This is a genomic window from Alteromonas sp. S005, assembly GCF_036864475.1.
Classification (GTDB): Bacteria; Pseudomonadota; Gammaproteobacteria; order Enterobacterales; family Alteromonadaceae; genus Alteromonas.
The window spans coordinates 176,420-190,316 of record NZ_JAZETN010000001.1; the positions used below are offsets into that span (position 1 = coordinate 176,420).

At 44.5% G+C, this 13,897-nt stretch carries 13 protein-coding genes; 6 read left to right on the plus strand and 7 right to left on the minus strand.

Annotation, left to right across the window (positions count from 1 at the left end):
- Positions 1–4: 4 nt before the first annotated feature.
- On the minus strand, positions 5–1,324 hold the full coding sequence (locus V7R55_RS00690) for a retroviral-like aspartic protease family protein (protein WP_334056484.1): 1,320 nt from the start codon (positions 1,322–1,324) through the stop codon (positions 5–7).
- A 162-nt stretch (positions 1,325–1,486) separates the two neighbouring features.
- Here V7R55_RS00690 and V7R55_RS00695 point away from each other — a divergent pair, with 162 nt between their 5' ends.
- Positions 1,487–1,993 carry a hypothetical protein gene (locus V7R55_RS00695; RefSeq protein WP_334056486.1) on the plus strand — a complete coding sequence of 169 codons (507 nt, stop codon included), beginning with the start codon at positions 1,487–1,489 and terminating at the stop codon, positions 1,991–1,993.
- The gene (locus V7R55_RS00700; RefSeq protein ID WP_334057124.1) at positions 1,993–2,199 is read left to right on the plus strand and encodes a helix-turn-helix domain-containing protein; all 207 of its coding nucleotides are present in this window, start codon (positions 1,993–1,995) and stop codon (positions 2,197–2,199) included. The genes V7R55_RS00695 and V7R55_RS00700 overlap by 1 nt, the downstream gene beginning before the upstream one ends.
- A 47-nt stretch (positions 2,200–2,246) precedes the next feature.
- On the opposite strand, the gene glnG is transcribed toward V7R55_RS00700, so the two are convergent.
- The 4 genes from glnG to glnA all read right to left on the minus strand — a co-directional run bounded on the left by glnG (position 2,247) and on the right by glnA (position 7,143).
- Positions 2,247–3,656, minus strand: coding sequence for a nitrogen regulation protein NR(I) (gene glnG / locus V7R55_RS00705; RefSeq protein WP_269916696.1), 1,410 nt, complete (start codon positions 3,654–3,656; stop codon positions 2,247–2,249).
- The gene (gene glnL / locus V7R55_RS00710) at positions 3,646–4,731 is read right to left on the minus strand and encodes a nitrogen regulation protein NR(II) (RefSeq protein ID WP_334056490.1); all 1,086 of its coding nucleotides are present in this window, start codon (positions 4,729–4,731) and stop codon (positions 3,646–3,648) included. Before glnL ends, glnG begins: the two co-directional genes overlap by 11 nt.
- A 130-nt stretch (positions 4,732–4,861) precedes the next feature.
- A complete protein-coding gene (locus V7R55_RS00715; RefSeq protein ID WP_438823566.1) occupies positions 4,862–5,485 on the minus strand; it encodes a DUF4124 domain-containing protein in 624 nt (207 codons plus the stop codon).
- Positions 5,486–5,733: 248 nt separating this feature from the next.
- The gene (gene glnA / locus V7R55_RS00720) at positions 5,734–7,143 is read right to left on the minus strand and encodes a glutamate--ammonia ligase (RefSeq protein WP_020746516.1); all 1,410 of its coding nucleotides are present in this window, start codon (positions 7,141–7,143) and stop codon (positions 5,734–5,736) included.
- Positions 7,144–7,602: 459 nt separating this feature from the next.
- Here glnA and typA point away from each other — a divergent pair, with 459 nt between their 5' ends.
- The 3 genes from typA to V7R55_RS00735 all read left to right on the plus strand — a co-directional run bounded on the left by typA (position 7,603) and on the right by V7R55_RS00735 (position 11,447).
- Positions 7,603–9,435 carry a translational GTPase TypA gene (gene typA / locus V7R55_RS00725; protein ID WP_118492505.1) on the plus strand — a complete coding sequence of 611 codons (1,833 nt, stop codon included), beginning with the start codon at positions 7,603–7,605 and terminating at the stop codon, positions 9,433–9,435.
- Between the two features lie 297 nt (positions 9,436–9,732).
- The gene (locus V7R55_RS00730) at positions 9,733–10,110 is read left to right on the plus strand and encodes a response regulator (RefSeq protein ID WP_334056493.1); all 378 of its coding nucleotides are present in this window, start codon (positions 9,733–9,735) and stop codon (positions 10,108–10,110) included.
- Positions 10,111–10,271: 161 nt separating this feature from the next.
- A complete protein-coding gene (locus V7R55_RS00735) occupies positions 10,272–11,447 on the plus strand; it encodes a MalY/PatB family protein (RefSeq protein WP_334056494.1) in 1,176 nt (391 codons plus the stop codon).
- Between the two features lie 39 nt (positions 11,448–11,486).
- Here the strand turns inward: V7R55_RS00735 and V7R55_RS00740 are convergent, their stop codons facing one another.
- Positions 11,487–12,683, minus strand: a complete 1,197-nt coding sequence (locus tag V7R55_RS00740; RefSeq protein ID WP_334056497.1) for an Nramp family divalent metal transporter — start codon at positions 12,681–12,683, stop codon at positions 11,487–11,489.
- 252 nt (positions 12,684–12,935) lie between these two features.
- Between V7R55_RS00740 and V7R55_RS00745 the strand changes: the two genes are divergently transcribed.
- Positions 12,936–13,634 carry a UPF0149 family protein gene (locus V7R55_RS00745; protein WP_334056499.1) on the plus strand — a complete coding sequence of 233 codons (699 nt, stop codon included), beginning with the start codon at positions 12,936–12,938 and terminating at the stop codon, positions 13,632–13,634.
- A 31-nt stretch (positions 13,635–13,665) separates the two neighbouring features.
- Here V7R55_RS00745 and V7R55_RS00750 read toward each other — a convergent pair whose 3' ends face one another.
- The gene (locus V7R55_RS00750; RefSeq protein ID WP_334056501.1) at positions 13,666–13,857 is read right to left on the minus strand and encodes a hypothetical protein; all 192 of its coding nucleotides are present in this window, start codon (positions 13,855–13,857) and stop codon (positions 13,666–13,668) included.
- Positions 13,858–13,897 lie beyond the last annotated feature (40 nt).

Consider the following 13,897-nt stretch of genomic DNA (forward strand, 5'->3'; position numbering starts at 1 on the left):
CAAATCAAATTCTCGAATCAAGCTGTATTTCGTTGCAGAACTTCTGGTTTTTAAATTCCCAACAAAGTGGCACTGTTTCTCTTTTGGGATGACTCAGCGCCATTTTCAGTTTATCGAAGTTTGCATAGGTAACAGGCTCTCCCTCAAAGTCCGTGATGATACTGTTGACTAAAATTTTGGCAGCATAAGCGCCGGTATCTTTAGCAACATCTAAGACAATGGCACCTTGGGAATGAGGGAGCAGGCGAAGGCCAGAACGATCTGCGCCAATAAAGGAACTAAATCGCTTGCTGGGTTGATACCACATGCGCTCTTCAGAGAAATCAAACACAGTGTTAAAACGTTTTAAAACTTGATTGCCAAGTACCCCGTCGCTTCCGTCCTGCGAATTACTCCCCTCAAACCTGAAGTATGTAGGTAGATGTTCAAACGTGACGTCGCCAAAAGAGAAGTGGGAAAGTGATCCCACAAGGTTGGCCGAATCCCCTTTAATTCCAGTGCTGGTTGCTGCAAAGGTTTTATCTGGCAACGCAAAACGTTCATTTTGAGCGAATAAGCTTAATGTTCCTGTCGAACCGGTATCCAGCATGAGTTTTACCGTTTTTGAGCTCTTTCCATCGTGAAGTGTTGTGGTGAAGTAGGGCGTATTGCTCTTTACGGTCATCGCAATTTCTTGCCACTGTTCAATGCCATAGTGCTCTCTGCTGCTATCATCTGGTTTGGTAATTATCAGTACCTTAGCGTCCTGGTTTATCTCTACAAGACAACAATTAAAAAAATCAGCGCCAAGTACACCGTCGAAATAGGTTTCATCTACACTGCGAAACGGCATCGCAGATGTTGGTGCATAAATGACCGATAAGTCAGATATAGAAAAATCGCCTAATTGAATATGGGTGTCATGCACGATGTAAGCCGTTGGCGTCTTTCCGCCTCCTGATCCCCCTATCGCAATTGGCTTGTTCGTAGGTAACTTAAGTGCATTGGTTTTATTAGTTTCGGTTAAAACGGTGGCTGCTGCGCCCGAGTCTAGTACGAAAGTGAGGGGCATGGTTTTATTAACGGTCACATTCACCAAAATGTGGTCATTGAGCATAGTAAAAGGCACCACGGTTCGAGTAATGGCTTCATCTACGAATGCTTTGTCAACGTTTTTGTCTTCGCTCTGCCAAGCGATTTTTGCATTCTCATTTTTCCACTGAAAGGCGGCCATGTCCCAAATACGACATCCTGACAGGCCAATGAGTACAGTCGTAACTAGTACCCAACGCAGACAATTACATTTACAGCGAATACATGTAGCTTTTTTGGTGTGATTTGTCATAACAATTCCCTTATTATTTTAATTAAGTGTAAGGGAAAATAATTATTGTTTTGCAATAATTAATATATGCTTTGTAATAAAATGTTTCTGTTATGCAATGACTTTTTGAGTTGTCTAGTGCGGTGGCGTACACTGTCCGAAAAGGGAAAAGAAGAGCGCGCAATGCAATCTATAGAAAATTTAAAACGGGTAAGTCACTTCACTCGAATGGTGCTGTTTGCTGTTGTGGGCATTTTTTTAAGTATTGCTTTCTACGGCTTCGTATTTCAAGGGCAGTGGTGGGTGACTTTTGGAGGCAGCCAGTTTAACGCCTTGTGGCTTCAGTACAGAGAGTCGCGGTTTTTATTAGCAACCATTTTCTCTCCTTTAATTGGTTGCTGGTTGCTTGGCTTCTATTTCCTTCAGCATTTGCTACTTGCACTAAGTAGAGGACTATTTTATGGCAAAACCACTTTACGTCACTTGAAATACGTATCTTGGATCACGGTTTTTTATGTTGGTTATAAAATGTTAATGACGCCCTTTGCGACTTATCTAGTAGTGCCTAATAGTTCAATTGATATAAGTCTCAACCCGATGACTTTAATTATAGTATTGTGCTTACCTGTGCTAGTTCACTTATTTAGCGCTGCTGCAGAATTAGACAAAGAAAACAAAGAGATTGTGTGATGCCTGTTCTTGTTAACCTTGACGTTATGATGGCGAAGCGCAAAATTCGCTCTAAAGATCTGGCACAAAAGATTGGAATAACTGAGGCAAATTTGTCGCTATTGAAAAGCGGCAAAGTTAAAGGTATTCGATTCACAACATTAGAAGCAATTTGTCACCATCTACAGTGCCAACCTGGCGATATATTGGTGTATGAAGATGAGTAAAGAAAATTAAAAAGGGCACGCACATGCCCTTTTTTGCAATTTTTGCGTTAATTCACACCGAGTTCTTTCAGCTTACGGGTAAGCGTGTTTCTACCCCAACCCAAACGTTTAGCCGCATCTTGCTTGTGGCCGTGGGTGTGCTGAAGTGCCCGTTCGAGCATAACGCGCTCGAAAGTCAGCATAGCGTCGTTAAGGATATTATGATGACCATCGCGTAGTTGTTTGTCGGTCCAGCTGGCTAGTAAATCTGGCCAATCACCCGATTCGGCACTAGGCTTTTCAATACTGCTATCGCTGTGAATTTCTGGCGGCAGATCGCTCGGTAAGACTTCTTGCCCACTTGCCATGACAGTTAGCCAGCGGCATACGTTTTCTAACTGCCTTACATTACCGGGCCAGGGCAGCTGAGACATAACGCGTTCAGCTTCTTTAGAAATACTCTTAGCCTCTACATCCAGCTCTTTTGCTGCTCGGCGAAGGAAATGGCGCGTTAACAATGGAATATCTTCGCGGCGTTCATTCAGCGATGGAAGGTGCACACGAATAACGTTCAAGCGGTGAAATAAATCTTCCCTGAATTTTCCTTCAGCGACGCGCTGCTCTAGGTTTTGGTGGGTGGCTGCGATAATGCGTACATCAACGCTTACCGATTGATGGCCACCTACGCGATAAAACTGACCGTCTGCGAGTACTCGTAAAAGGCGGGTTTGCACGTCTAACGGCATATCGCCTATTTCATCTAAGAAAAGTGTGCCGCCGTCAGCTTGTTCAAAACGCCCTTGGCGTGCTGCTTGTGCACCAGTAAAGGCGCCTTTTTCATGACCAAATAGCTCAGACTCAACCAAGTCAGCGGGGATTGCAGCCATATTAAGCGCAATAAAAGGCTTGCTCGCTCTGGGGCTGTGTCTATGAAGTGCGTGCGCCACCAGCTCTTTACCCGTACCCGATTGGCCGTTAATGAGCACGCTAATCGAAGAACGTGAAAGTCGACCTATAGCACGGAAGACTTCCTGCATTGCAGGTGCTTCACCAATTATCTCAGTCACAACGTCTTCAACTTGTGACTTGGACACCGTCGACTGCTCTCTTGCATGAGCAAGGGCGCGTTGGGTTAAGGTTACCGCTTCGTCGATATCAAAAGGTTTTGGCAAGTATTCAAATGCCCCTTTTTGATAAGCGTTTACCGCGCTGTCTAAATCCGAATGCGCCGTCATAATGATAACGGGAAGCAATGGATGGGAAGCGTGTACTTCGTTCAGTAATGTCATGCCGTCCATTTGTGGCATTCTTATATCTGAAATGATGACTTCGGGGGCTTGGCCGCTTTGAAGTTGAAGCAATAAATCTTCAGGGTTTTCAAAACTTAAACAGCTGATATCAGCGGCTTGTAAGGCCTTTTGCAGCACCCAACGAATAGAACTGTCATCGTCGACAATCCACACAGACTCATTCGTCATCGTCTGTCTCCTTACGATCTATTGGTAGATAAATTACGAACTCAGTGTGACCAGGGTAGCTGTCTACATCTATTTTGCCGCCGTGGTGGTTAATAAGGGTTTGCGAAATGGATAAACCCAGCCCAGAGCCATTCTTTTTGCTTGTGACCATGGGATAGAAAAGTGTGTCTTTAATTTCAGGAGGAATACCCGGGCCGTTATCTATAATCTTTATTTTGGCAACCAGTGCATGACGCTTCGTTTGAATCGTCATTTGGCGCTCAATTCGCGTCACCAACCTAATTTCAGGGTTAGGAGTTTGGCTTTCGGTTAAGGCCTGAATGCTATTTCTGACTATATTAAGCACCGCTTGCTGAATCATATCAGGATCTAATAAAAGCGGCGGTATACTGGGGTCATAATCGCGGACTATAGCTATAGGATTATCTGAATCAAAACGCATAAGGCTACGTATTTTTTCAAGAGCCTGATGCACATTACTTTCTTCGAATCGAGGCAGTGAGTTAGGGCCTAGCAAACGATCCACCAGGTTGCGCAGACGATCAGATTGCTCAATGATCATACGGGTGAATTCTTTGTGCTCTTCCAACAGCTCTTTTTCTAAAAGCTGCGCTGCGCCTCGAATGCCACCTAGCGGGTTTTTTATTTCGTGCGCCAGACCACGTACTAGCTCTCGAGCCGCATAATGCTGTGCATTTTGTAAATTCTCTCGAGAAATACGCTTTTGCTGGTCAATCTTTTTTACTTCGAACAACAGCCTAGGGCCATCTTCAAAGTGTAAATTAGTAACGGTTAAATCCGCAGAAACATAGCGATTATCTCTGAACGCTAACTTAATTTCGTTCTCGGTAAAGTCTTCACCTTTTCTAATCGCCGCTTTAAGTCGGGTTGTCTCAATTGTGCCCGGTAAGAAAAAGTCTTGAAGCGGGTGGCCGGTAAGTTGCTTTAGACCCGTCTCGAACAAAGCTTCGCCTGCATGGTTGGCGTAAACAATGGTCAGTCTGTTATCTACCATCACCAATGCAGTGTTTAAGCTATTTATAAGCTGTTGTGTTTCTAACTCGGTGGAATGCATCCGAGCCCGTCTCCTTTGCACCATAATTGTGCATTGTAGCTTGCAATAATGCGATGCGCGAATAAGAGGCTAAGCAAACATAGCTGACTGAACCTCGGTGGTGCGCTTACAGAACAATGGTTGCACGCTTTTAGTTATTAATTAACGCCGATGCCTGATGTAGGTAAAGCGTTTGTTCTGGAGACGATGCAAGAGTCTTGCCCGTATTGTTTGTTAGCTCAACTTTGTAAGTATGTGCTCCACGATGGACACCTGACAGTTTAAATACGCCCGAACTATTGCTTGCAAATGGGGCGTTATCGAAAATTAAACGATAGATGGGGGCTTTGGGGGCACCAGTTTGTGCCGCAGAAATGGTAAGCTCACCTAGGTTATTTCGGATTGTTGCTTCTGGTGCAGGAGATTTAATAACTACGCGATAACTTGGTTTTGGGGCATCAGGCTTAAGCGGTGGTGGGGGAGGCACTTTAGTAGCTGTGACGACATTTTGGGTTTTATCATCGAATGCCAGTGGCTCAGCATTTTGTTGAGGCTTATCGGTGAAAGTAATAGAGCCGTCTTTTCCTACCACCTTATAGATTGTTGTAGTCGAAGATGATGGAGCAGTCGATGCCTCGGCGCCTTGCTCTGTCTCGTTTGTTTGTGCTTCTTGCTGCAAATTATTGCCTTGCACTTCGCTCAGCGTAGCGGCTTGCAGAGGTAACAATCCATTACTGCTACTCAATAGTAGTGTGAATAAGCAAATGTATCGCATTTTGTTTCGCACGTGTCGTTACCTAATCTATATATTTTGAAAATGCTAGCTTACTACATTGTTAGACTGGCTCTGTCTTTGAGTCTATCAAGTGATAGTTAAAAAAGGTTTGCGTTTGGCTGGCTGCTCTAATGCCGCAAACATAGATATTATTTTTTAACGTCACCCTAATGACATAGTAGTTAATTAGCACCCATAAAAAAAGCCCGCAGAGCGGGCTTTAGTATATATCGCTATACAGAGTGTTATTACACGCTGTAGTACATGTCGAACTCAACTGGGTGAGTTGTCATGTTAAGTTTAGTTACTTCTTCTGACTTAAGGTCGATGTATGCATCAATCATGTCGTCAGTCATAACGCCACCTGCTTTAAGGAAGTCACGGTCGTTATCAAGTGCTTCAAGTGCCATTTCAAGCGAGCTTGCAACAGTTGGAATTTCAGCCGCTTCTTCTGCAGGTAGATCGTACAAGTCTTTATCCATAGCATCGCCAGGGTGGATCTTGTTTTTGATACCGTCAAGGCCAGCCATTAGCATTGCAGAGAATGCAAGGTAAGGGTTAGCTGTTGGGTCAGGGAAACGTACTTCAATACGACGCGCTTTATCGCTGGTTACGTGCGGAATACGAATTGATGCAGAACGGTTACGCGCAGAGTATGCAAGCATTACCGGCGCTTCGAAGCCAGGAACTAGACGCTTGTAAGAGTTTGTAGAAGCGTTGGCGAAAGCGTTGATTGCACGCGCGTGCTTAATGATACCACCAATGTAGTAAAGTGCTTCTTCAGACAGACCTGCGTATTTGTCACCTGCGAAGATGTTAACGCCGTCTTTAGAGATAGACTGGTGACAGTGCATACCAGAACCGTTATCGCCAACAAGTGGCTTAGGCATAAAGGTAGCAGTTTGACCGTATGCATGTGCAACGTTGTGTACCACATACTTGTAAACTTGAATTTCATCCGCTTTCTTAACTAGCGTGTTGAATTCACAAGCGATCTCGTTTTGACCCGCTGTCGCTACTTCGTGGTGGTGAGCTTCAATAACAAGGCCCATTTCTTCCATAACCATACACATAGCAGCACGAATGTCGTGAGCAGAATCTACCGGAGGTACTGGGAAGTAGCCGCCTTTAACACCAGGGCGGTGAGCCATGTTGCCGCCTTCGAATTCTTCACCTGAGTTCCACTTTGCTTCTGAAGAATCAATTTTGTAGAACGAGCCTGCCATATCTGTGTGGAAACGCACGTCGTCGAAAAGGAAGAACTCTGGCTCTGGGCCGAAGAAACATGTGTCGCCGATACCTGTAGATTTCAAGTACTCTTCTGCGCGACGTGCAACAGAACGTGGGTCACGCTCGTAACCTTCCATTGTTGAAGGCTCAACAATGTCACAACGGATGTTTACTTGTGTTTCTTCTGCGAAAGGGTCTACTACGCAGCTGTCTGCGTCTGGAAGAAGAACCATATCTGATTCGTTGATGCCTTTCCAACCAGCAATTGAAGAACCGTCGAACATTTTACCTTCTTCGAAGAATTCTTCATCAACAACACTTGCAGGAATTGATACGTGTTGTTCTTTACCTTTGGTGTCGGTAAAACGTAAATCTACAAACTTCGCTTCACTTTCTTTAATCAGCTCTAATGCCTTATCTACTGACATCGTGTCCTCCAGGTTTAATGTAAAAATGCGGAATGATCAGCTTCACCCCAACAGTGGCAAAAGTGAAAGCGATTATCATGCCATTTACAAGCATGCCGATTTTTGCGGCATAGACAGGCATCTATCACTTCCATTTGAATAGGTTTGCACCATAAATGTGCGACAGTGCTCTATTGTGGTGCTTAATTCTTACTTTTATGTCATCTAGCCTAGATCACTTTGTATCACATCACCACTGTATATGTTCAATTCGGTGCAATTGGGATGGTTGTTTTTTGAACTAAAGAGGGAATTCTAATAAAAGTGACTTCTAAGCAAAAAAAGGTGCGCAAACGTCGTGGTTTTTCTGTACAATCCGCGCAAATTTCTCTATCTGCATTTTTTTGCAACAAATCTAATGCAGACTTATTCGATTCCCGAATTAAGTTGGCATCGATTTACACAGGCTCTATATTAAGCATGAATACCACTGATATTAGTAAATTGCGTAATATCGCAATCATCGCCCACGTTGACCACGGTAAAACCACCCTGGTAGACAAACTGTTACAGCAGTCTGGCACCCTTGAATCTCGAGGCGAGCAAGAAGAACGCGTAATGGACTCGAACGACATCGAGAAAGAACGTGGCATTACCATCCTAGCTAAAAACACAGCGATCAACTGGAACGACTACCGAATCAATATCGTAGACACTCCAGGACACGCTGACTTCGGTGGTGAAGTAGAACGTGTAATGTCAATGGCTGACTCTGTACTTCTACTTGTAGATGCACAGGAAGGTCCAATGCCACAAACGCGTTTTGTAACGCAAAAAGCATTTGCCCAAGGCCTTAAGCCAATTGTTGTTATCAATAAAATCGACAAGCCTGGCGCACGCCCAGATTGGGTAATGGACCAAGTGTTTGACCTTTTCGACAACTTAGGTGCAACTGATGAGCAGCTTGATTTCCAAGTTGTTTACGCTTCTGCACTAAATGGCTGGGCATCACACGACGCTGACGAGCCGCAAGAAGACATGAATGCGCTGTTTGAAACTATCGTTGAGCAAGTTTCTGCACCTGATGCAGACGTAGACGGTCCTTTCCAAATGCAGATCTCTCAGCTTGATTACAACTCATACGTGGGCGTAATTGGTGTGGGTCGTGTTAAGCGCGGTTCGGTTAAGCCAAACCAACAAGTGACGGTTGTTACTGCTGATGGCGAAAAGCGCAACGGTAAAGTTGGCTTAGTCTACGGCTATCTTGGTCTTGCACGTCATGAAGTTGAATCAGCGCATGCTGGCGACATCATTGCTATCACTGGTCTTGGCGAACTTAAGATCTCTGACACAATCTGTGACCAAAATACAGTTGAAGCGCTTCCTCCGCTTACGGTTGATGAGCCTACTGTAACTATGACCTTCCAGGTAAACACGTCTCCGTTTGCGGGTAAAGAAGGTAAGTACGTAACGTCACGTAACATCCTAGAGCGTCTTAACGACGAACTAGTACACAACGTGGCGCTTCGCGTTGAAGAAACTCAAGACCCTGATAAGTTCCGCGTATCAGGTCGTGGTGAACTTCACCTAGGCATTCTTATTGAAAACATGCGTCGTGAAGGTTACGAGCTTGCTGTATCTCGTCCAGAAGTAATTCTGAAAGAAGTAGATGGCGAAACACAAGAACCTTACGAAACGCTAACTATCGACTGTGAAGAGCAACACCAAGGCTCTATTATGGAGCAGCTAGGTCTTCGTAAAGCCGAAATGACTGATATGTCTCCAGATGGCAAAGGTCGTGTACGTATCGATTTCGTTATTCCAAGCCGCGGTCTAATTGGTTTCCAAACAGACTTCATGACAATGACGTCGGGTTCTGGTCTTCTGTATCATACGTTCGATCACTACGGCCCTTACAAAGGCGGAATTATCGGTAAGCGTAAAAACGGTGTACTAATTGCGAACGCAAACGGTAAAGCACTAACTAACGCCCTGTTTAACCTACAAGAGCGTGGCCGCCTATTTATCGGTCACGGTGTTGAAGTTTACGAAGGGATGGTTATTGGTATTCACAGCCGTGACAACGACCTAACAGTAAACGCGCTTAAAGGTAAGCAGCTTACAAACGTACGTGCCTCTGGTACTGACGAAGCGCAAACCCTAGTTCCACCAATCAAAATGTCTCTTGAGCAAGCGCTTGAGTTTATCGATGATGATGAACTAGTAGAAGTAACGCCAGAGTCTATCCGTATTCGTAAGAAGCTTCTTACTGAAAACGAGCGTAAGCGCGCATCGCGTGCACCGAAGTCTTAATAGCTTCTAAGACTACATCAGTTTAAAAATGCCAGCTTTTGCTGGCATTTTTTATTTTCTCAATTGATATTTTCAAGCCTGCCTTTTTTCACCAACTCACACTTACGTTCTTGTGTGAAAAATTAGTTGTTTCAAACAAACAGTCTTATGTTGAAAAAAGCGTAAATATCGACCAAAGGTTAGTGGTCAAATGGGTTTTGAGATTCTATGCTTGTAGATAAGTGGGCTTACGCTTTAATTCGTAAGCTAAGTCGTTGTAATATCAGCGGCTAATGAACCTATGAAAGGGGAAGGGTAGTGTTTTCTGTAGCCGTAGTTGAAGATGATCCCATCACGTTAGACCTAATTACTGACGCGTTAGAAACGCAGTTAGACGCTACCGTTTTTCCATTTACGCGTAGTAAGTTTGCTAGAGATTTTTTGCTGCAACAAAGTTCTGATTCGTTAAGCTTAATCATTAGTGACCAAGTCATGCCCGATTATGACGGGCTTAGTCTTTTAAAAACCTGTCAGTCATCGGGTTTAGACGTTCCTTTTTTGCTCATAACAGCTGACCCCAATAAAGAACTCGTTATTGAAGCGCGAAAGCTTCAAGTCACTGGTTTCCTAGCTAAACCGCTTAGTATGGAAGAGCTGGTTCAAAAATCTAAAGAAGCGGTCACAAACGCTAATTAAGCCTTAAAGGTCAGACCTAGGCGTTTATAACGCCTTTGCTTTATCTCTATAAAAGTACATTTCGATATAGCAAATTCGGGTTAATTCATCTTACGCCCCTAGTTTAAGAGGCGCTAAAATTCTACACTGTTGGTATAAGTTTTTATGCAACAGGATGTAATGTGAGCGCCTTATTCGATAATACCCCTTCTAGAAAAGATACGTTTTCGTTCAAATGGCAAAAATACAAAGGAAGAGACATCATTCCTGCGTGGGTGGCTGATACCGAGTTTCGTTGTGCTCAGCCAATCTTAGATGCCATTTCTAGCCAGGTTGAACATGGAAATATGGGGTATATACTGCCTGCCCATCACGACGGCGCTATTCAGGCCGTAGTGCGATGGCTTAAAGATAAGCACAATTGGGAAATTCAGCCCGAATGGCTAGTGTGGACGCCAGGCGTTGTACCTGCGTTTAACGTAGCATGCAAAGCATACTGTGAACCTGGCGATAAAGTGCTTATTCAAACGCCTAATTACCCGCCATTGCTAGCAGCCCCAAAGCTTAATGGCCTAGAGCGAGTAGACATAGGTACGGTAGTGCAAAATGCTGACGGCACGAGTTCTGATAATATTTCAGATGTCGAAGGTGCGCGCTACACGCTAGATTTTGAGGCGTTAGAAAGAGAAGCCGCCGACCCTAAATGTAAACTGTTTATTCTTTGTAACCCCATGAACCCGGTAGGTTCGGTACTTTCTAAAGCGGAGCTGGATCGCATTGCTGAAATCTGTAACGCGAACAACGTTAAGCTTTGCTCTGATGAAATTCACTGCGACCTTATTCTTGAGGAAGGCAAACAGCACATCCCGGCGGGTCGCGAGGCTAATCTTGCTGAAAATAGCGTAACACTTATGGCTGCCAGCAAAACGTTCAATATTGCTGGTTTAGGTACGTCTTTTGCCATTATTCCTAATCGTAAACTGCGTCAGGCATTTACCAATGCCGCAGCGGGCATAGTGCCGTGGGTAACCGTACTAGGTTTAGCGGCTACAGAAGCAGCATTCACTCAGTGTGACGATTGGCATCAGCAGCAGCTTAGCTACTTACATGAGAACAGAGACATGGTGTTTAACACTATCAACAGTATTGACGGTCTTAAGATGCTAAAAGCCGATGCGACTTTTCTTGCATGGGTGGATGCTAGCGGGCTAGGCGTAGAAAACGTTCAACAATGGGCGGAAGAGAAGGGCGTAGGCCCATCTCCGGGTATAGATTTCCACAAGGCGGATCATTTCAGAATCAACTTTGGCTGCAGTAAGTCCATGCTTCAAGACATACTCCAGCGTCTCGCCAGCTAAAAATTGGGGGCAGAGTATTTTTCAGCCCCATTTTTGAAGCTAGCTAAATACGCCGATTAGTTTATACAAACCAAGTCCAATTACAGTGCCCACTACTAAAAAGCCTGCTAGGTTACTTTTCCATGTGTTTCTAAACTCACCTAGCGCTGTGCTTTTGTTCATAACGACCAGTAAAAATATCGCGATAATAGGTAGCAGTAGGGCATTAGTTGCTTGGGCAAACAAAATAGCGGGTAGGGGCTTAAAGCCAAGTGCCGCAACACTTACACCAACAACAATGATAATGAACCACACAGCTTTAAAACTTTTACTTTGCATATCATCAGGTAGCCCAAGCGCCCCAGTTACAGCATAAGCGGCTGCTAAAGGCGCGGTAATGGCGCTGGTTAAACCGGCTGCGAACAATCCTAATGCAAAGAACCACTGCGCTTTGTCACCTAAAACCGGTTTAAGCTGCTCGCCCATATTAGACGCGTCCATAGTGGCTGCTTGGTTGAAAAACGCCATCATAGCTGTGGCCATAACAATTAGCGTAATAAGTCCACCCATGCTAATTGCTCTAGCCGACTGGTTTCGACAGGCTATTACGGCGTCGTTTTTATCCTGTCCTTTTGACGATTTGGCAACTAGGCTGGCGTGAAGGAATAAGTTGTATGGCACAATGGTTGTACCTATAAGGGCTAGCACAGTGGTAATAGCATCTGCGTCTAGTCGCGGTGAAGTAAACTGGCTAAACATAGCAGCAATATCAGGCTTGGCTACGAGCAACGTCACTAAAAATACACCCGCCATGATAAAGACAAGGTAAACCAATACTGTCTCTATCCACTTGTAGCTGCCTGACCATAGCAAAACAATTGCGATGGTACCTAATATGCTGGCCCACGGGCCAATGCCTATGTTGATAAACGCGTCTAGGCCAATTGCTGCGCCGGTTAGGTTGCCCGACTCATAGGCTGCGTTACCAATGCCGATAGCACTGACGATAAGCACGATAAAAAGATTCTTTAGCCATGGCTTGTAAGCCATATTTTTCATGGCACTGGCAAGGCCTTGGCCGCTGGCCACACCAAGGCGCGCTGCCATATCTTGCAAGACTATGGTTGCGAATATGGAAAAAAGTAGCGCCCATACCAAATGAAAACCAAAGTTTGCACCTGCCAGACTTGCTGTAGTTACTGTTCCTGGGCCAATGAAGGCGGCCGCGATGATATATCCTGATTTATCTTTTGCCATTGCAACGACTCTTAGTTAAGTTTTGCTATCATGACAATAGGTAGGCGAGCACGCAACAGTACCGCTAAACCAATACAGTAACAGATTGGTTTTGAACCTATTGTCGCGTACCCAGTGCAAAGCTTTCGTTTTTCTGTGTCTCTAATCCCAATTTTTTTGGAATAGATTTGACGTCAGAAAACACGCCCTCTGCAAAGTGGCCGCGCAGACTACCGTTTCGAGAAAGAGAACGCAAATTAAAAAAGGAAAGTAATGGTGAAAGACGGGTTTCCAGTAAACATCATCAGCGATATTGTTTCGCATCCCAATTTCAAAAACGTACTTCCGAATGCCTATCACGTTGATGGGATGATTTTCGCGGTTGCTGCCGCACCAGAAATCCCCATGCCCGAGCAGTGGATGCCTTGGCTTATTCAATCAAGTGACAGCAAGCTAGTAGACAAAGATGTCGATGAGCTGGCAGACACCTTGATGAACGGCTTGCGCGCTCATTTAGACTTTATGCGCAAGAGTAAATCACCATTGTCTAGTCAACTCACTGAAGCGATAGAAGTAAAAGGAGTGATGAGACCTTCAAAGGAATTAGAAAGCTGGCTGAACGGGCTTTTACAAGTACATAAGCAATTAGAGCCAGTGTGGCAAAATGCTTGGAACCATCTTGAGAAGCGCTCAGCAAAGAATAAAAGTGACGGCGAGAATAAACTAGATGAGGACAAAGTTACAGAACCCGCCGAGGCGAGGTTGTCACGTTGTTTAAAACTTTTTTCAACGCTTGCCAATATAGAATTGGCTTTGTCCTACAGAAACGATACGCAAGTTGCCCAGCTTGAAAGTAATATACGCATGCTTGTTAAGCAGTTACCGTCTGTACTTGCAGATTACACAAGATTATCCGGAGAGCTCGCACAAGCGTTACCCAATCAATTCGAGACCTTTAGCCAGATTACTTAGGCCTTTAATTAATAGAATTAAAGGCCTCTCACTAGCGCTGTCTTTGCTGTTGGTGACGTTGGTTCAACGTATGTTTAAGTGAAGCCGTGTAGCTATCTAGTTCAAGCTTCGCTTTCTCATATTGTTCATTTAGAAGCCTTGAGGCAGGTTCCCTCATCAGTGCTTTAAACGCCACATCTGTTTTTGTTAGTAGGTGTTTGAGGTGTTGATTACTATCATCCATGGTAAACATTCCGATAAAAACAATTCAATAAACCCGATAC